Source organism: Paenibacillus sp. J45TS6, assembly GCF_018403285.1.
Taxonomy (GTDB): domain Bacteria; phylum Bacillota; class Bacilli; order Paenibacillales; family Paenibacillaceae; genus Paenibacillus.
Map to the genome: position 1 here is coordinate 101442 of NZ_BOSJ01000014.1, position 18943 is coordinate 120384.

The 18943-nt window shown below is 40.3% G+C and carries 11 protein-coding genes and 8 tRNA genes; 1 reads left to right on the forward strand and 18 read right to left on the reverse strand.

Annotated elements, in window-relative coordinates; translation table 11 throughout:
* Window positions 1-127: 127 nt before the first annotated feature.
* The 3 genes from KJS58_RS18710 to KJS58_RS18720 all read right to left on the reverse strand — a co-directional run bounded on the left by KJS58_RS18710 (window position 128) and on the right by KJS58_RS18720 (window position 5383).
* On the reverse strand, window positions 128-1600 hold the full coding sequence (locus tag KJS58_RS18710) for a glycoside hydrolase family 32 protein (protein ID WP_213534767.1): 1473 nt from the start codon (window positions 1598-1600) through the stop codon (window positions 128-130).
* A gap of 124 nt (window positions 1601-1724) precedes the next feature.
* Window positions 1725-3164 carry a PTS transporter subunit EIIC gene (locus KJS58_RS18715; RefSeq protein WP_213534769.1) on the reverse strand — a complete coding sequence of 480 codons (1440 nt, stop codon included), beginning with the start codon at window positions 3162-3164 and terminating at the stop codon, window positions 1725-1727.
* Between the two features lie 26 nt (window positions 3165-3190).
* Window positions 3191-5383 carry an alpha-galactosidase gene (locus tag KJS58_RS18720; protein WP_213534771.1) on the reverse strand — a complete coding sequence of 731 codons (2193 nt, stop codon included), beginning with the start codon at window positions 5381-5383 and terminating at the stop codon, window positions 3191-3193.
* Window positions 5384-5700: 317 nt separating this feature from the next.
* On the opposite strand from KJS58_RS18720, the gene KJS58_RS18725 reads away from it, so the two are divergent.
* Window positions 5701-6531, forward strand: coding sequence for an AraC family transcriptional regulator (locus KJS58_RS18725; protein ID WP_213534773.1), 831 nt, complete (start codon window positions 5701-5703; stop codon window positions 6529-6531).
* Between the two features lie 501 nt (window positions 6532-7032).
* Here the strand turns inward: KJS58_RS18725 and glmS are convergent.
* The 15 genes from glmS to KJS58_RS18800 form a co-directional block, all read right to left on the reverse strand.
* Window positions 7033-8865 carry a glutamine--fructose-6-phosphate transaminase (isomerizing) gene (gene glmS, locus KJS58_RS18730; protein WP_213534774.1) on the reverse strand — a complete coding sequence of 611 codons (1833 nt, stop codon included), beginning with the start codon at window positions 8863-8865 and terminating at the stop codon, window positions 7033-7035.
* A 647-nt stretch (window positions 8866-9512) separates the two neighbouring features.
* Window positions 9513-10856, reverse strand: coding sequence for a phosphoglucosamine mutase (glmM, locus tag KJS58_RS18735; RefSeq protein ID WP_213534776.1), 1344 nt, complete (start codon window positions 10854-10856; stop codon window positions 9513-9515).
* 98 nt (window positions 10857-10954) lie between these two features.
* Window positions 10955-12403 carry a CdaR family protein gene (locus tag KJS58_RS18740; RefSeq protein WP_213534778.1) on the reverse strand — a complete coding sequence of 483 codons (1449 nt, stop codon included), beginning with the start codon at window positions 12401-12403 and terminating at the stop codon, window positions 10955-10957.
* Window positions 12403-13227 carry a diadenylate cyclase CdaA gene (gene cdaA, locus KJS58_RS18745; RefSeq protein ID WP_191803887.1) on the reverse strand — a complete coding sequence of 275 codons (825 nt, stop codon included), beginning with the start codon at window positions 13225-13227 and terminating at the stop codon, window positions 12403-12405. Before cdaA ends, KJS58_RS18740 begins: the two co-directional genes overlap by 1 nt.
* 240 nt (window positions 13228-13467) lie before the next feature.
* Complete coding sequence (locus KJS58_RS18750; protein WP_213534780.1) at window positions 13468-14085, reverse strand: zf-HC2 domain-containing protein; 618 nt, start codon at window positions 14083-14085, stop codon at window positions 13468-13470.
* Window positions 14086-14233: 148 nt separating this feature from the next.
* Window positions 14234-14800: an RNA polymerase sigma factor SigW gene (gene sigW, locus KJS58_RS18755; protein ID WP_213534782.1), complete on the reverse strand. Its 567-nt coding sequence runs from the start codon at window positions 14798-14800 to the stop codon at window positions 14234-14236.
* Between the two features lie 213 nt (window positions 14801-15013).
* Complete coding sequence (gene ppc / locus KJS58_RS18760; protein ID WP_213534784.1) at window positions 15014-17806, reverse strand: phosphoenolpyruvate carboxylase; 2793 nt, start codon at window positions 17804-17806, stop codon at window positions 15014-15016.
* Window positions 17807-18178: 372 nt separating this feature from the next.
* Window positions 18179-18252 (reverse strand) — tRNA-Gly (locus KJS58_RS18765).
* 10 nt (window positions 18253-18262) lie between these two features.
* Window positions 18263-18336: transfer RNA gene (locus KJS58_RS18770), tRNA-Pro, on the reverse strand.
* Window positions 18337-18345: 9 nt separating this feature from the next.
* Window positions 18346-18422, reverse strand: a tRNA-Arg gene (locus tag KJS58_RS18775).
* 6 nt (window positions 18423-18428) lie between these two features.
* Window positions 18429-18503, reverse strand: a tRNA-Gly gene (locus KJS58_RS18780).
* A 9-nt stretch (window positions 18504-18512) separates the two neighbouring features.
* Window positions 18513-18593: transfer RNA gene (locus KJS58_RS18785), tRNA-Leu, on the reverse strand.
* 11 nt (window positions 18594-18604) lie between these two features.
* A tRNA-Lys gene (locus KJS58_RS18790) sits at window positions 18605-18680 on the reverse strand.
* Between the two features lie 7 nt (window positions 18681-18687).
* Window positions 18688-18762: transfer RNA gene (locus KJS58_RS18795), tRNA-Gln, on the reverse strand.
* 55 nt (window positions 18763-18817) lie between these two features.
* A tRNA-Val gene (locus KJS58_RS18800) sits at window positions 18818-18893 on the reverse strand.
* Window positions 18894-18943 lie beyond the last annotated feature (50 nt).

Sequence of the window (18943 nt, forward strand, 5' to 3'; positions counted from 1 at the left end):
GTCCTGGATCTACTCGACTCTATTACGAATACTTCGATTTCAACTGGATTCATGATCTTTCTCCTTTTGAGTCCAGTTACTTGTCAGTATGAAGCTTATTATTTCTTGATTTCCAAATTAGAATTTCTTAGTAATCCCACTTAACGGCTTTGAAATTCACGCTTCCCTCTGTTACAAAAAAGCGAATATCTTTGCTGTCTTGACCGGGGAAAATCCGACTTGTAAATACCTCAATACCGTCATTCACAAAAATTTCTACCGAAGAGGAATCAACAAATAAGTGGAATTTTATTTTGTCTGCCTCCAAATTACACGATCTTGTTGTTCCATAAGCGGCACCCACCTCTTCGCCTGATAAAGTACGGTCAAGGATTACTTTTTTCTGAGAAACGTCATATTTAATTACTGTTTTTTCTTCACTGCTTGCGCGAAATTCAATTCCAAACGTCATTGCATCTGCTTGTTCAAATTCACAAATCAATTCATAAGTGGTTCCCTTAAACCCATCAACCATTTTTGTTTCATCAAAAAGTGTACCTTCTGCTTCATATTTGTGTTGGCGAAGAGCCTGAAGCTCCTTAACCGGCTGTTGTACCAACTTACCATCCCGAATAAATAGCTGTCTCGGTAATGTGAGGCAATGTGCCCACTCATTCCGGTCCGTTGGATATTCAATATCCGGTAAGCCCATCCATCCAACAAGGATTCGGCGCTCTTCTGGATCTATCATGGTTTGCGGAGCATAAAAATCAAAACCTCGATCAAGCTCTATGAAGTCACCATGCTGTAATACTCTACTCTGTAAATCGAGCTTCGCACCAAGGACATAACCCGATTGATAAATATTATGGAATTGGTCTCCCTCTGGCTCTAAGCCTTGTGGTGAGAAAATGAGTACTCCTTGATCTTGAAGTTCAAAATAATCGGGACACTCCCACATGTAACCGAAGGAATCTAACTTTGTCTTGATTTCCCCTTCAAACTCCCAAGTTAATAGATCCGCCGAACTGTATAAGACTACACAGCCTGTTTTATTGACTCTCTGTGCTCCGATAACAAGATAGAAAGTATCGCCTGTTTTCCAAACCTTTGGATCTCGATAATGATCTGTATATCCGGCAGGAACATCAGCAATAACAGGTTTATCAAGTTTTTTGGAAATTTCCCCTTGCTGATTCATGATTGCCATACATTGATAAGGATATCTTATCCACTGCTCATCCCGTGTATTCCCTGTATAAATTAAATGTAATTTATCATTATGCTCGATAGCACTTCCTGAATAAGCCCCATGACTGTCAAATTCATCTCCAGGTGTTATTCCTATTCCAACGTTCTCCCAGTGAACAAGATTTTTAGATTTGGTATGATACCAATATTTCAGTCCATGTACTGGCCCAAGTGGAAACCACTGATAAAATAAATGATATTCCCCATTATAATAAGAGAACCCGTTCGGATCATTCAAAAGCCCGGTTTCCGGTTGAATATGAAACGTTTGCCGCCATGGACAATGGTTAACTTTATTTTTCAGGTTATTTATTTCCTCTGGACTAACTTCTTCTATTTTTCGGTATCTCTGTTCTCTCGTCCAATCCATATAATTAACTCCTTTAAATAAAACCAGAATCATCCTTATAGCGAAGCGCTTTCAACAAGTCTTTGTTTATAGATTTGTTAAATCCGCTTCGCCATCAAGGACTTTATTTATTTGTACTATCCTGTTATGAGCTAAGTTCTGTCTTTTTCTTGTTAATGTTCCCGTATATTATAGTGAATAAAGCACCACATGTTAATGCGATCAAATGAGCGATAATGTAATGAAGATGCCCGTTATTTTCAGCAGATACAATAGCTAATCCCGGAAGAGCCGTGGTTCCAAATCCAATTGAAGTAAGCTTAGCTAAATATACATAACCACCTGCAATCGCTCCTCCAATACATCCAGCGATCAGCGGGAATTTGTATTTTAAAGTGACCCCAAAAATAGCTGGCTCTGAAACACCAAATAAGACGGAGCCAAATGCTGAAATCCCAAGTTCTTTTACTTTCGTATTTTTACGATGTAAAAGGACATATCCTAGTACCGCTCCTCCTTGTCCAAACAAAGCTACCGACATTAATGGATTTATAAAGTTTCGCCCTGTATCGATAAGAAGCTGTGCTTCTACCGCACCTATAACATGGTGTAACCCTGTAATTACGATGATTTGCTGAATTCCTGCAAAGATCATATATCCAAAGATGCCTAAGTTTTGTGTAGTCCATAATAATGAAGTGGTTACCAATTGAGCTAATTCGCGGCCAAGCGGCCCGATGATTGTAAATAATAGTATAGAAGAAACGAGTACAGTTAACATCGGTGCTAAAAACAACTTGATCATGTCAGGTACTTTTTTAATAAAGAACTGATCTAGTTTGGCTACTACATATCCCATCATTAAAGCAATAATTATACCGCCTTGAAATCCAACAAGTTCAATATTTAACCCAAAAATATTAATAACCTCAGGATCAACATTGCCTTTAGCTACTTCATAAGCATCTGCTAAGTTCGGATGCAGCATGATCGCGCCAATAACTAATCCAAGAATGGGTCTACCGCCATATCTTTTAGTTGCAGAATACGCTACTAACAATGGTAATATGGTGAATATTCCAGAAGATACAATCGACAGCAGCCGGTTAATCCCTTCTAAAGCCGGGTACATTTCTATAACTGATTTTTCTCCAAATAACCCCTGTTGTCCTAACAAACCTGTAATCCCCATTAATAGTGCAGCGGCAAGGATGCCAGGCATAATCTCAATAAATACATCAGATAAAGATTTGATTGCTTGCTGGAAAAAATTCTGTTTCTGAGAAGACTTTGTCTTCACATCACTTAGGGACATATTTTCTGTTTCTGTGAGCTTAGAGAACACAGCATAAATGTCGTTTACTAAGCCTGCACCAAAAATAATTTGAAGCTGATCTCCAGCTATAAAGACCCCTTTAACTAAATCTATATTTTCTACTTTCTTTAAATCAGCTTTATCATTGTCTTCTAATACGATTCTTAGTCGAGTCGCACAATGTGCGACCCCGGCTATATTTTCTTTTCCCCCTATATTCTCTAATATCTCTTCCGATATCGTTTTGTATTGTTTCTTTTTGTCTTTCATGTCGCTTTTCCCTCTTTCCTGACTGCTCAATTATGATGTTTTGTAAATCTCCAGAACATACTTAGAAAGTCTTGCTTGATCCTTGGCAGTGTAATCCCTGCATTCATTAGCTCGTCTCCACCAAATAGCTCACCCGTCTCGACATTTTTATAAATATAGTCTGGATTGAGCCCTTTGAATTTGAGGGTTCGAAGGGAAGCACCTGGTTGCGAGAGCACTTTGAAATAACTAGCTACTACTTCTGATTGATCCTCGGAAACAAAGTTCCATGCAGCTTCATTTCCTTCAAATGGACTGAGTATTCGATGAAATTTACCGAATTGGATAATCGGCCGAATCTCTTTATATAAAGCAACTTGATTTTTGATTTCCTCTTTTTCTTGATCTGTTAATTTGGTGAGATCTAGCTCGTAACCAAAGTTTCCAGCCATTGCGACATGTCCTCTTGTCTCCAGGGGAGTTATTCTTCCCACTTGGTGATTAGGTACAGTGGATACATGCGCACCCATGGTAATCGGCGGATAAACGAGACTTGTACCATATTGAATCTTAAGTCTACACATCGCATCTGTATTATCACTTGTCCACGTTTGCGGCATATAGTAAAGCATTCCTGGGTCAAAACGCCCTCCACCACTAGAACAACTTTCAAACAATATATTAGGGAATCTCGATGTGATTTCTTCCATTACCTTGTACAGACCTAGCATATAACGGTGAGCAGTTTCACGTTGTCTTTCTGGTGGCAGCGCAGCTGATCCTATATCTGTCATATGCCGATTCATGTCCCATTTCACATAGGTAATCGGTGCACTTGCTAAAACATCTGATACAGATTCAATAACGTATTGACACACTTCCTCACGCGATAAATCCAAAACAAGTTGATTCCGGCCTAGTGTGTGCGGACGATCTTCTACATGCAGACACCAATCTGGGTGTTTTCTATATAAGTCGCTGTCAATTGAAATCATTTCAGGCTCAAACCATAATCCAAACTCCAGGCCGAGCTCACAAATCCGATTGGCAAGATCTAATAATCCGTTTGGAAGTTTACGCTGATCGACGACCCAATCCCCTAGTGAACTGTTATCATCGTCTCTTTTTCCAAACCAACCATCATCTAATACAAGCAGCTCTATACCTGCCTTTTTTGCTTCTACCGCAATTTCTTCAATTTTTTCCGCATTAAAATCAAAATACGTAGCTTCCCAGTTATTAATGAGTATAGGCCTTAGCTTATCCCGGAATGTTCCGCGGCATAATCTTTTACTGTATAGCTCATGAAAGATTCTAGACATATCCCCCAGCCCATTTGCTGTGTAAGCCATTACAACTTCAGGAGTTTGAAAGGTTTCTCCCGGTTCTAATAACCATGAGAAATCAAAAGGATTTATACCTATAGATACTCTTGTATTTCGATAGGGGTCTACCTGAACTTGAGCTGTGAAATTCCCACTATAAACAAGGTTAAATGCATACACTTCCCCTTGATCTTCATCGGTCCCTTTTCTTACTAATGATAAAAATGGTGCTTGTTGAGGACTGCTCGCCCCCCGGCAGCTATCAACTAACTGAATCCCTGGAACAATTCTGCGTCTCTCCATATTTTTTTCATTGTTATGAGCACCATATAGTGTAATTAATTCATACTCATCATCCCGAAAATCAACGCTTGCACTCAGCGCCCGAAGCATCTTCAAATTTTGTGACCCTTCATTGTTAAAATGAACCGACCTTGTGATTACATCTAATTCCGGGTACAGGCTATAGGTTAATGTCACAGTCAATCCCAGCAGCTTATCCTCCATGATAAGCTCCAGTGTTTCTGCCTCATTCTCATCCTCTACATAAGTAGATGGCAATCCTTCTAATTTAGGCTTTCCTTTATACAATTTGTATTCTTTATAACGAAGATCCGTTATCGTTGAGCCATTATTTAGCTGGATTTGATAAGCCGGAATTCTAAAATCCCCATTCCCATAAGCGGGATATTCTTGAGGCAGCGTATCGAGTGAAAATGTTCGATCAGATGCGTCAGGATTAGGAGAAAACCCTCTATCCATATAAATAATTTTGTTGCTTCCACGATAGGTGTGAACTCTTTTCCCCCAATATAAATGTGCTAAATATCCATCCCGAACAACCTGCATTACATAACTTGTATTTTTCCCTTGCAGATGAAATAAAAGCTGCTCGTTATTGATGTGAATTGCCATAAAATCCTCCTTCAAGTTAAATAGTCATTGATATACCTTAGATAATAGATAGCAGAACTGAATAGTAAATAATGTAGTATTTGTTATTCCTCATAATCTATTTCGCAACGAATAAAACGAGATAATGAAAAATATAAAAATGATAAGAAAGCGTTTTAACTATTGCGTACTCTTGATAAAAGCAAGGATATCGTTTTTATACTAGATTTAATATAGTTTTATTTTATAACTTTACATTGAAAATAAATATGGAATAATGTAGATTGAGTATTAAACTATGTGATAACTTTCTAGCATTATTAATGGAGGGGACAAGAATGACCTCGAGTTTTTCTAATCATTTTTCTAATCATTCCTACAGTAATCTAGATCTTAACTTGTACACATGCGGTAGAGAAGCTTGCGAGGGAAAACATTCATATGGCCCAGCGATTCGCAGCGGGTATATGATTCACTATGTATTAAAAGGAAAAGGTGTTTTTAAAGTACAAGACAAAACTTATCAGCTCGGTCCACAAGAAGCCTTCTTAATAGAGCCAAACACTTTAATTTATTATGAAGCAGATGCGGATGACCCTTGGGAATATATTTGGATTGGTTTTAGCGGGGTAAAAGCAAAAGAATATCTGAACAGGACAAGTTTATCTACAGACAATCCCATCTTCACGTTTGAGCAAACGCACAGTCTGGCTGATTGTATGAAAAGCATTATAAGTATGACGGCACTGATTTCTAATAAAGACCTGCTGCTGACATCAAAGCTCTATGAATTTTTCTATGTATTATGTGAGCTTTATCCGAATCGTGAAATTACTAGTGAAGTAAAACAACAGAAGTATATTGAAGATGCGCTTCAATTCATTGAACAAAATTATGCAAACCATATTACTGTAAATGATGTGGCTAAACATATTTCCATTGATCGTTCCTATCTGCACCGGTTATTTAAGCAATACCTTAATAAATCGCCCCAACAATTTTTACTGAATCTAAGAATCGAAAAATCATGTTTTTTATTAGCCAATTCTTCACTTAAAATCGGAGATATTGCGCGGTCGGTAGGGTATAAAGATGTACTTTTATTCTCAAAAATTTTCAAACAAATAAAAAACTGTACGCCCTCAGAATATAGGAAGAGGCTGCTTTAATATAATGCTGACGGCTTCATCCTTTGAAGCCGTCAGATTCATGCACTGAACAACGATGAAGGTTACTTAATTACATTTACTTTTTAGGTAATGATTTTATATTACAGCATTTACGAAGGCGTTAAAGGAGTAGGAAGCTCGTAACACGTATGTAACGAAAATAAAGTCGTATTGCTCCTCCTCCAATCTCCTCACCTTCAAAAAAAACCGCCACTACACCCTTTTCACCTATTCACCCTAAATTATCTGACAATTTGAGCAAATAAAGTCGTATCAAAGGTCAGGTAAAAGACAGGGAAAAGATTCGGCTAAAGGGTGCGGGAATAGCCCTATCCCTAATCCCTTTCCCCTGAAACAAAAGAAAAGCCGAGCAAATGCCAGGAAATAATCCTGGATCTGCTCAGCTTTGATATGACTTTATTTGCTTTAATACAAGTTTGGGATCACTGATATGAGTTTATTTCCTTCTCACATCAAACATCACATTGACTTTAATCTAGACTATTCTACAGTTACACTCTTCGCAAGGTTACGTGGTTTATCCACATCAAGACCCAGAGCAAGAGATGCGTAGTAAGCAAGCAATTGAAGTGGTACAACAGCTAGTGTTGGAGTCAAGATTGGCAATGTTTTAGGAATTGCATAAGCTTGATCTACGGATTTAAGAAGAGTTGCTACATTCTCTTCATGGGTAATAACCATAACATCCGCACCGCGTGCTTTCACTTCTTTGATGTTACTTACTGTTTTCTCAAGAACATCTTCTTGTGTAGCTAGAGCAATAACAGGAATACCTTCTTCGATCAAAGCAAGTGTTCCGTGTTTCAATTCTCCAGCTGCATAAGCTTCAGAGTGAATATAAGAGATCTCTTTCAGTTTCAAGGAACCTTCTTGTGCTACAGCGTAGTCAACGCCACGGCCGATGAAGAACAGGTTCTTGTGTGTGGAGATTTGCTCTGCATATTCTTTGATTGTGTCTGCTTGTTCAAGCATTTGCTCAACTTGCTCAGGCAGAGCTTGCATTGCTGCAATAATGTTTGCAATTGTCTCTTCTGTTTGTGTTCCACGAACTTGTGCAAGATACAAGCTAAAGAGTGCAAATGCAATAAGCTGGGAGCTGTAAGCTTTGGTTGAAGCAACAGCAATTTCTGGACCTGCAAGTGTAGCAAGTACATCGTTCGCATCACGAGCGATAGAGCTTCCTACTACGTTGGTAATTGCAAGTACGTGTGCACCGTTTGCTTGAGCTTCACGGAGTGCAGCAAGCGTATCTGCAGTTTCACCAGACTGGCTGACAACAATTACGAGTGTGTCAGAGTTCACGATTGGTGAACGGTAACGATACTCGGAAGCCACATCTGTTTCTACCGGAATACGTGCCAGTTGTTCAATCATTGTACGTCCTACAAGACCAGCGTGGTATGCAGTTCCGCATGCAATGATTTGAATGTTTTTAATATTTTTAATTTGCTCTTCTGTCAAATTCAGATCAGGAAGAACAATCTTTTTATGATCTTCAGAAATACGGCCAAGCATTGTTTCACGGTATGCTTTTGGCTGTTCGTAAACTTCTTTCAACATGAAGTGATCGAATCCGTTTTTCTCAGCTGTAACAGCGTCCCAATCGACACGAGTCATTTCCCGAGAAATAAAATTCCCTTCGATTGTCATCAATTCGACAGAATCCTTTGTCAGTACTGCCATTTCACCGTCATTTAGGATATACACATTACGAGTATATTCGAGAATTGCTGGAATGTCAGAACCAATAAAGTTCTCGCCTTCACCAATACCAATGATCAGTGGGCTTGCTTGACGAACAGCAACCAATTTATCTGGCTCATACTCAGTAAGTACTCCAAGTGCAAAAGCACCACGCAGGTGTTTAATCGCTTTTTGTACTGCTTTTACGATATCGCCGTCATATTCACGTGCAACCAAGTGAGAAATAACTTCTGTATCCGTTTCAGAAGTAAAGTTGCATCCTTCGCTGATCAATTCATCTTTCAGTTCCAAGTAGTTCTCAATAATCCCGTTATGAACTACAGAGAATTTCATGCTGTTATCTGTATGCGGATGAGAGTTTTCATCCGAAGGCTTACCATGAGTAGCCCAACGTGTATGTCCAATTCCTGCATTCCCTTGCAGCGGAGCTGTTTCCAGTTTTGCTTCCAGGTTTGCAAGACGACCAATTGTTTTTTTAATTTGAAGACCATTTGGAGTAAAAACAGCGATTCCCGCAGAATCATAACCACGGTACTCCAATTTCTTCAAACCTTCTACTAATACATTTTGCGTATTTTTAGTTCCGATATATCCAACGATTCCACACATAGGTAAATTCCTCCGATTTTGAATCATGCGAAGGAGATGGATGCATACTTTGCAAAAATAAGCATGAGGAAATAGTTGTCTGATATGCGGGTGACAAACCCTTTACGGTAAATTTCACAGCTTTTCATAAGACCATGTCCTGAAATCATAGCACCTAGCTACTTTAGCTAATCCGTATTTTCTATAGTGTTTCATGTCACGATGAATGCATATCAACCTCATGTAGTATTAAGCAAAGATGCTCTCCTCGTGCATGTTCTAATTTTGTATTTTAGTTAATCACCTATCGATTCGTTGTAAAAACAGTCACCTGTTTCTTTTCCGTACTCGAATTAGCGGTATGGTGGAATACCGGGAGGTCCCCGCCGAACAATCCGAACACCTCCACCTCGTCAACTTGCCCATCCGTCCAATTGTTATGACAACAACTGGTTCCGTACGCTGGCACAAGTTCTGGCGCTTTTAAAACGTTGTAACCTCACGATCCTCACTTTCTGTATCTGAATCACACAACTCATTATATGCATCTCATGTACGTTTTGCAATGGCGCTTTATACCTTACATCAATTTTCATCATTTATACCCAGAAAAGAGAGCCTGGGAAACAATTATTAGTCTCGCAGGCTCATTTTTACAGCTTATTTGTTTATACAGAAAGCTCTTTTTTCACGACAACTGCAATTTGCTCCACAAATTGTTCCAATTCGTCACGGTCTGGACCTTCTGCCATAACACGAATCAATGACTCGGTTCCAGATGCACGTACTAGGACACGGCCGTTATCACCGAGCTTGTTCTCTACTGCAACAATAGCTTCTTCAATGCCTTTATTTCCTTCAAACTTACTCTTGTCTTCTACACGAACATTCACCAGAACCTGAGGATATTGTTTCATGATCGATTTAAGCTCACTGAGTTTTTTGCCAGACTCTTTAAGTGTATTTACCAGCTGAATACCTGTCAGCATACCATCACCCGTTGTGTTGTAATCAAGGAAGATTACATGCCCGGATTGTTCTCCGCCCAGGTTATATCCCCCGCGGCGCATTTCTTCCATCACGTAACGGTCGCCGACTGCAGTTTTGGCCGTTTTAAGTCCTAATTTCTCAGTTGCCTTATAGAATCCAATATTACTCATAACTGTGGATACGATGGTTCCGTCTTTTAATTTGCCTGCACGGTTCATTGCATCGCCGCAAATACACAGAATAAAGTCCCCGTCCACTTCTGCACCAGTTTCATCAATGGCAATCAGACGGTCTGCATCACCATCAAAGGCAAGTCCAAGATCTGCACCATGACGCAGAACTTCTTCTTTTAATTTCTCAGGGTGTGTAGATCCACAGTGATCATTGATATTAAGGCCTGTTGGTTCAGCACCAATTGTAATCACTTCAGCCCCAAGATCTGCAAACAGCTTAGGAGCAAGCTCATAAGCTGCACCATGTGCACAGTCTAGAACAATTTTCAAACCATCAAAACGGGATGAAACTGTCGTTTTCAAGAAATCAAGATATTCGAATTTCGCATGATCATTAACGGTAAGCGCACCTAAATTACCCCCGATTGGACGTGGGAGTTCATCTTCATAAGCATCCATCAACTCTTCAATGCGATTCTCTGTCTCATCAGAAAGTTTAAAACCATCGCCACCAAAAAATTTGATGCCGTTATCTTGTACCGGATTATGAGAAGCTGAGATCATTACCCCCGCATCTGCTTTAAGAGTTCGCGTCAAATACGCTACTGCTGGTGTAGAAACGACACCAAGACGAATTACATCTGCTCCAATGGACAATAGTCCAGCGATTAGTGCAGATTCCAGCATGAGTCCAGAGATTCGAGTATCCATACCAATCACAACTTTTGGACGTTCTACTCCTCCAGCTAATACATAACCTCCACAGCGGCCAATACTGTAGGCCATTTCAGCTGTTAATTCTTTATTGGCAACTCCACGAACTCCATCGGTACCAAAATATTTCCCCATTGTTTGTTTACCCCTCTTTTTTTATATCATCTTTATCAAAAATTCGTTTTCATATCTGCTTTTTAAAAAAAATTATAATGGCTTATACAATGTTTCTATTACGGTGATGAAAAATTTGCTCCAGCTGAGCTATCGTTTTCTTCTGAATCGCTTTCCGTATTTTCATCAGTGCTCCCGTCAGAGGTTCCATTATTTGAATTCTCTTCGGATTCTTGATTATCCGGTGCTTCCGTTCCGCTATCTTCATCCGGCTTCGTTTCAGGTTCAGCCGGAGTTGTAGACGTTTCTTTCGAATCATCCTTAACCTGTATGGAAACTTTAAGATCCGCCGAAGAAGATTTAACCGTCACGTACTCAGGTGCTTCTACCTGTAACGCAACTACATGGTTACCTTCCTTGAGGTTTCTCGCGTCCGCAACAAGTTTAATATCACTAGCATCAACATTATCCAGCATATCACTCGGACCCGAAACCGTTATATCTTTATTTCCACTCTGGGGACGAGTTATTGTCGCAGTGAAACTGCCCCCAGGTTCCTGAAGAGTAACGGGAACGTTACGAATTAATTTTTCGCTAACAGACGATTCTTCCGATGCAACAACAGTTACCGTAAGTACAACGGAGCTCGGCTCGATTTTCTCAAAACCAGAGGGCGGCGTCAAGTCCACATTAATTGTCTCTGTACCGGCCTCTTTTAGTGTGCTAAGGTCCAAAGTCACTCCACTATAGGACTCTATCCCTACTAGTGCTTCTTGGCTTCCAAACAACGTTACCTCACTCACATTGGAATCCACTTTGGCTAAAGTAAGCCCTTCGGGGAGCTGACCTTCATACTGAATTTTTAAAGGAACTTTAGCAAACTCCTCAGTTATCGGAATATCAACAGAGACTGCAGCTGGTTCAATAACCGCTCCTTCTATCTCTTTTCCTTCCAGATCATAAGCTGCTAACTTCACTTTTTTCTCAGTTACATTTTCAGTTGCCCCATCAATATTAACCGTGCCTTGAACTTTCCCGACAGCAGCAAGTTGACTATCCGGTAATGTGACTTTTACAGGTTCATTTGGCGTAATAACCGGTGTCCCTGCTGCATATCCCTCTGCCGGTGTTCCTGTGGTAACCACATTCACTTCAAAAGTTTGGGACGATAATTCCTCAATCGTAACGGTTACACTCGAAGGTTCCATAGACACAAATTCCACACCTTTTGGAACCACATGACTAAGAGGAAGCGTCGTAGTGCCCGGACCAACATTGCTTAAATCCAGTCTTACTTTATATTCATCCGTAAATACAGAAGTGAGTACTGAGCGTTGACCTCTAACCTGCATTTCCACTTCCGTTTCACTCATGGATGTCAGTACATATTTAGACGAATCAATTCCATAAGCTTCGATTTTGACATTATCGATCGCACGAGGTTCTATGGAAGTATTGGTAGTTGGTGTCGGTGTAACATCGTTCGAATGAACCATAGCCCACAACAAAAGACTGACAGCGAGCGCCAATATTTTGGCAAAATTGTTATTATTGAACCATTTATCCATTACTGACGTCCCCCCTTCCGTTTCCAGAACGGGTTACGTTTCTCTTTAAGAGTAGAAGATGGACGAAGTTCTTCATGTAATTTGGAAATGAGTGATTCTTCTTTAATATCTCTTACCACCTGACCATTAATCGCAAGTGAAATCTGACCCGTCTCTTCAGATACGACAATGGCAACAGCATCGGCAACTTCACTGACTCCGATGGCTGCCCTGTGACGTGTACCAAGTTCCTTACTAATAAAAGGGTTCTCTGATAAAGGTAAATAACAGGCTGCCGCCGCAATCTGTTTCCCTTGTAGAATAACAGCCCCGTCATGTAGCGGTGTATTCGGAATGAATATATTAATGAGCAGTTCCGAACTTAACACAGAGTTCATCTTAATACCTGATTCCGTGTATTCATTGAGCCCCGTTTCTCGTTCAAAGACAATTAAAGCTCCGATCTTTCGGCGAGAACAGTAGTTGATGGCTTTAATTAATTCGTTCGTAAACCTGCTAAATTCCTCATTATCTGCACTGATCCGATTAAACCATTTACCTCGTCCTAGCTGCTCAAGCGCACGGCGGAGCTCAGGTTGGAAGATGATGAATAGACCAACCACACTGAACGTAAAGAATTGGTTCATGAGCCACTTTAATGTGTAGAGATTAAACCAGGTACTGACAACCCAAATCACCACAAGTAAGAGTATCCCCTTCAGCAATTGCACAGCACGTGTACCCCGAACAAGCAGGATGATTTGGTATATAATGTAGCCTACAATTAATATATCTATAATGTCTTTAATGGACTCTTGCCATGTTAAGTCCGCAAAATAGTTCATCCTTTTGCCCCCGTTATCCCCTTGTTGAGTAAACGCTACGCGCTATTTAAGTTGTAGTTATAGTATGTTCTTCTTTATATCTAGGTTATAACGTTAAAGTACAACTTGCAAGCGAGCAACCATCAAATTACCCATTTATTATAAATATGCCCTGTTCTATGAAAAAAAGAGCCCCTCGCAGTCGAGGTGCCCTGGTAATGTTTATAAGATATAGCTTAACGAATACCAATAAATACCTTCTTAGCGATACGCTACAACAGACATGATGTTTGTTACCTTATACCAAATCCAATCAAGTGCCTGGTCTATGCTCTTGATCTGCCCGGAGACATGTGCTGTAGAAGCTTGCATATTGTAAGAACCATCAATAACCGTAAGATTCCCTTCTACGTTGCCGTATATCTGAGCTGTTCCATTTTCCACGGTTAAATCGCCGTTTATAGACTTACCTTCTGGAATAATAACATTATTCCCTTCAATTACGATTTGATCCAGATCACTGCCTTTAACGATCAGCTGATCGCTCTGATCCCAGAAGCTAAGAGTACTGGACAACATGACTAACAAAAATACAGCAGCAGCAGTAAATGCAGGATGTCGTTTCACCCATTTCAGCCAAGGTTGCTGCTTCTTCGGTTGTGGTACAGCACTCATGATCCGATCAGTCAGCTCATCTGAAGCAGACGGGGAATAATGTTTCATAGCATAAAGTAGCATATCCGTCTGTTCTAACTCTTTAAAAAGCATGCGGCAGTCAGGACACATCGACAAATGATTCTCGAGCCCCTTTTTCTGGGAAGTCGAAAGTTCATCATCTAAATATTCATGCATTAAAGAGGTGATTTCATTGCAATCCATATGAGCATATCCTTTCCTCAAGATCTATGAAGTCTCACGTTTATCATAACTTGTTTGCGTAACTACGTATTAAACATAAGACTCGTTTTCATGTTATACGCAGTGACGATCAAGATCGTTTCATTAAATTTAAAAATAACAAAACAACCTACAGCTTATATTCAAGTTTTTTACGTAAAAACTCACGACCCCTATGTACTCTTGTCTTAATCGTTGTTACCGGCATGTCCAATACTTCACTAATCTCCTGTAGAGAAAGATCCTGCAAATAGCGCAGTACCATAATGGATTTATACTTTGCTGGCAAAGTTTCAATAGCATCTCGGATAATCCGTTGTGTCTCTGATAACAGAGCTTCACTTTCCGGAGTCCGATCATCACTTCGGAGCATGGCATAACCATCTGTGCCTTCCTGCTCACCAATTTCCGCATCAAGTGAATACGAAGGTTTCTTTCTTCTTAACCTATCGATACACAAGTTCGTAGCAATACGGTAGATCCATGTAGAAAACTTCTGTTCAGGATCATATTTCTCCATATTCCGATATACCCGTAAAAAAGTTTCCTGTACAATATCTTCCGCTTCGTGCCGATTATTGAGCATACGATAAGCCAAATGAAATAATTTGTCTTTGTATAACTCAACAAGCTCAGCAAAAGCTCGCTGATCTCCCTTTAGTATGAGTTTGACCAACCTTTTTTCTAAATTGTCCACCATCTATTCCCCCAGACTTGCTGATGGGTCTTTCGTACCGCCCTATTTGGCTTACCTACATCATTCAAATCGTAATCGATGTACACCTAAAATGCAATCCATTTCAGCGAAGAATCCATTAAAAATATTACAAAAAAACGGGGTCTCTTTTACAAGATCCCCCGTTAATTGAAAAACCTATAGTCATGATTTCGTTTTGTATTTAACGACTTATCAACCTGTATTTCGTAGTCCTGCAGCAATACCATTGATGGTTAACAACACTTCACGAAGCAGCTCCGCATCATCGCCGTCTTGCTCACGCAGTTCACGTAGCTCTGCAAGCAGTTGTACTTGGAGATAACTTAACGGATCAACATACGGATTCCGCAAACGGATCGATTCTTGAATAACAGGTACGTTATCCAAAATTTCTTGTTGTCCCGTTACTTTAAGCAATAGATCTTTGGTTAACTTATATTCTTCTTTAATAAGTCCCACAATCCGATTACGTACTTCTTCATCCTTAACCATATAAGTATACTGTTTTGAGATATTCATATCCGCTTTCGCTACTGCCATTTGTACTGTATCTATCAAGGTACTAAAGAAAGGATAGTTATTATACATATCTTGTAGAACCTTCAGGTTCTCTTCCTTACCTTGGTAGAAACTCTGTAGGCCCGTACCAGCTGCGTACCAGGCCGGGAAGAGGTAACGGCTCTGTGTCCATGCAAACACCCATGGAATCGCACGCAGGTCCTCAAATCGGTCACTATTCTTACGCTTAGATGGACGAGAACCGATGTTTAATTCCCCAATCTCAGGTAAAGGAGTAGATTCTTTAAAGAAAGCGAAGAAATCTTTGTCGCGGAAAATAAGATCTTGGTACTTTTCCAGTGAAACTTCGGAAATCTCTCTAATGATTTCTTTCCACCCAGCTTCTTTTTCATCGACTTTCTCTGTACGAGCAGCAGTTGCTGATGTTAATAGTGCAGATGTAGCTTGCTCTAGACTGCGATAAGCAATACCTTTAAGTGAATAACGAGAAGAGATAACCTCTCCTTGTTCAGTAATTTTAATACCTCCACCTATGGTATGAGACGGCTGAGCCAGGATACTACGATTTAATGTCATTCCTCCGCGTCCAAGAGCTCCTCCGCGTCCATGGAAGAATTTCAACTTCACTCCGTAATCTTTACTCATTGCCGTAATATCATTCATCGCAACAAGCAGTTCCCAGTTCGCTGTAACTACCCCGCCATCTTTGTTACTGTCGGAGTATCCAAGCATGATTTCTTGTACGTCATTTCTCGCTAGAACACTTCTGCGATATACCGGTAAATCAAATAGTCGTTTCATGATTTGCGGAGCAGCATGTAAGTCATCAATCGTCTCAAATAAAGGTACCGACTGAATTGAGCATACAACAGTGCCGTCAGGTTCAATACGGTATAACCCAACTTCTTTAGCAAGGACCATTACTTCGAGCAGATCACTTGCACCTCTTGTCATACTAATCAGATAACTATTTATGCAGTTCTTTCCGTACTCTTTTTGAGCCCGGTAGATGGTACGATACACTTCCAAGCATTCATGTGTATTCTCACTGTATTTAAAGTGAGATGATGTTAATGGACGCGGATCATTGAGCAAATCAGCAAGTAAATTAATCTTTTCTTCCTCGCTGAGCGCTGAATAATCTTCCACAATATTCATATGAGCTAGAATTTCTGTCATCGCATTTTCATGCTCTTGGCTGTGCTGACGAATATCTAACGTAGCAGTGTGGAATCCAAAAAGCTCTACTTGGCGAATCGTTTTCTTGATATACGTATCTGCAACATAGTCAGCATAATGATGACGCAAGCTACAATCGATCACTTTCAAATCACGAATTAATTCTTCTGGGGAGTCATACCGATCCGGCTGACCCAATGTGCTTTCATCCAGAATATTACTTAGTTTAGTAATCATATAAGCAAGTTTAATACGGTAAGGTTCTTTCTCATTACGCCATATGTCTGCTTTCTTAATGACAACATGTTTTCGATCCTCTTCAATAGAAGCCATTAATTCTTCCGATACGTTTACGATATTAGTGCTAAAACTTAGATTTCCCATCAGTTCAATTAGAATACGTTTATATTCGCGTATAGCAAGCTTACGTTGCACTCGGAGTGTCTCCCAAGTCACATCAGAAGTTACCGATGGATTTCCATCACGGTCTCCACCAATCCAGGAGCCAAATCTCAGGTACGTAGGTACATGCCAGCGATTTTCTGGGTAATATTTTTGCAAGCAACGTTCTAGTTCTTCATAAACATCAGGTAGTACATGGAATAGTGTTTCATGGAAATAGTACATTCCGTTTCTTACTTCATCAAGCACAGTAGGTTTACGATCTCTCAGTTCGTCCGTTTGCCACAGGGTAATGACTTCGTTCAGTAATTTCTCCCGCAGCTGTTCACGTTCCCGGAGCGTTAGTATAGGATTATCTAATAGCATGACATCTTCCGATATACGTTTATGTATATCCAGAATAACACGACGCATGGCTTCCGTAGGATGCGCAGTCATAACAAGCTCAAGTGAAAGAGAACTTAGGATTTCTTCAACATCACTGTATTCAAACCCTTTTTCCTTCAAAGTTTTAACAGCCATTTCGATTGATCCTGGCTGCACAGTCTCTCCTGCAGATCTTTCGTAGTCACGTTTGCGACGAATTCGGTGGTTCTGTTCCGCAATGTTCACCAATTGAAAGTAAACTGCAAAAGCTCGTATCACTTGATGGCGCTTCTCAGAATCTAATTGCTTGATCATACTAAGGAATTCTTGATACAACTCTGGCGTATATTCGGCCCGTAAAGCCTTACTGGTTTCACGGATTTTTTCTACCACGTCTAGAAGTTCATTACCTCCTTGATGAACGAGAACCTCCCCGAGTATATTACCAAGAAACCGCACATCCCGGCGCAACAAGTTGTTAGAATTGCTTTTGTTCGCGGTTACCATAATTTCTGTCATGCTTATCCTCCTATCTCCAGCTAATTACAAATTCTACGTAAAAAATGACACCTTCATAACATAATACAATAAAAATCAGTGAAAATCTTTAGTTTTGTGATAGAAAATACAGGTTTTTTGTAACTTTTAATGTAAAATACTGCTTTTCTTGTCGTATTTCTAGAGATTTCCTTGATTAATTCAACAAGTGGATAAGCTGATTTATTGCTTCAATATGTTAATCAATGTATCCAATATTTATTTGCAATTGCATAAAAGCAAGTACAATCTAGTAACAAGCATACATCCAGTAATACACTTAATGATCCCTTAATTATATCTATATATACAAAAAAAAGCCCAGTTACTGAACCAGACTTTACGTTAAATAATTGGAGCGGGTGATGGGAATCGAACCCACGCTATCAGCTTGGAAGGCTGAAGTTCTACCATTGAACTACACCCGCATATTAAGTATCGGGATGACACGATTTGAACATGCGACCCCCTGGTCCCAAACCAGGTGCTCTACCAAGCTGAGCTACATCCCGATATTTAAATGGCGCGCCCTGAGAGATTCGAACTCCCGGCCTTTTGATTCGTAGTCAAACGCTCTATCCAGCTGAGCTAAGGGCGCAAAATATGGAGCGGACGACGGGAATCGAACCCGCGACCCTCGCCTTGGCAAGGCGATGCTCTACCGCTGAGCCACGTCCGCAAAAATCAATGCGCGTGAAGGGACTCGAACCCCCACGTCAAGGACGCTAGATCCTAAGTCTAGTGCGTCTGCCAATTCCGCCACACGCGCATGTGATTATATGGTGAGCCATGAAGGGCTCGAACCTTCGACACCCTGATTAAAAGTCAGGTGCTCTACCAACTGAGCTAATGGCTCATATAAATGGCTGGGGATATAGGATTTGAACCTATGCATGACGGAGTCAAAGTCCGTTGCCTTACCGCTTGGCTAATCCCCAACATTCTTATATGATTTGTATTTTACATACATTATATACACATTCAAAGAATGAATGGTGGAGATTGAGGGGATCGAACCCCCGACCCTCTGCTTGTAAGGCAGATGCTCTCCCAGCTGAGCTAAATCTCCATATAAAGTGACCCGTAGGGGATTCGAACCCCTGTTACCTCCGTGAAAGG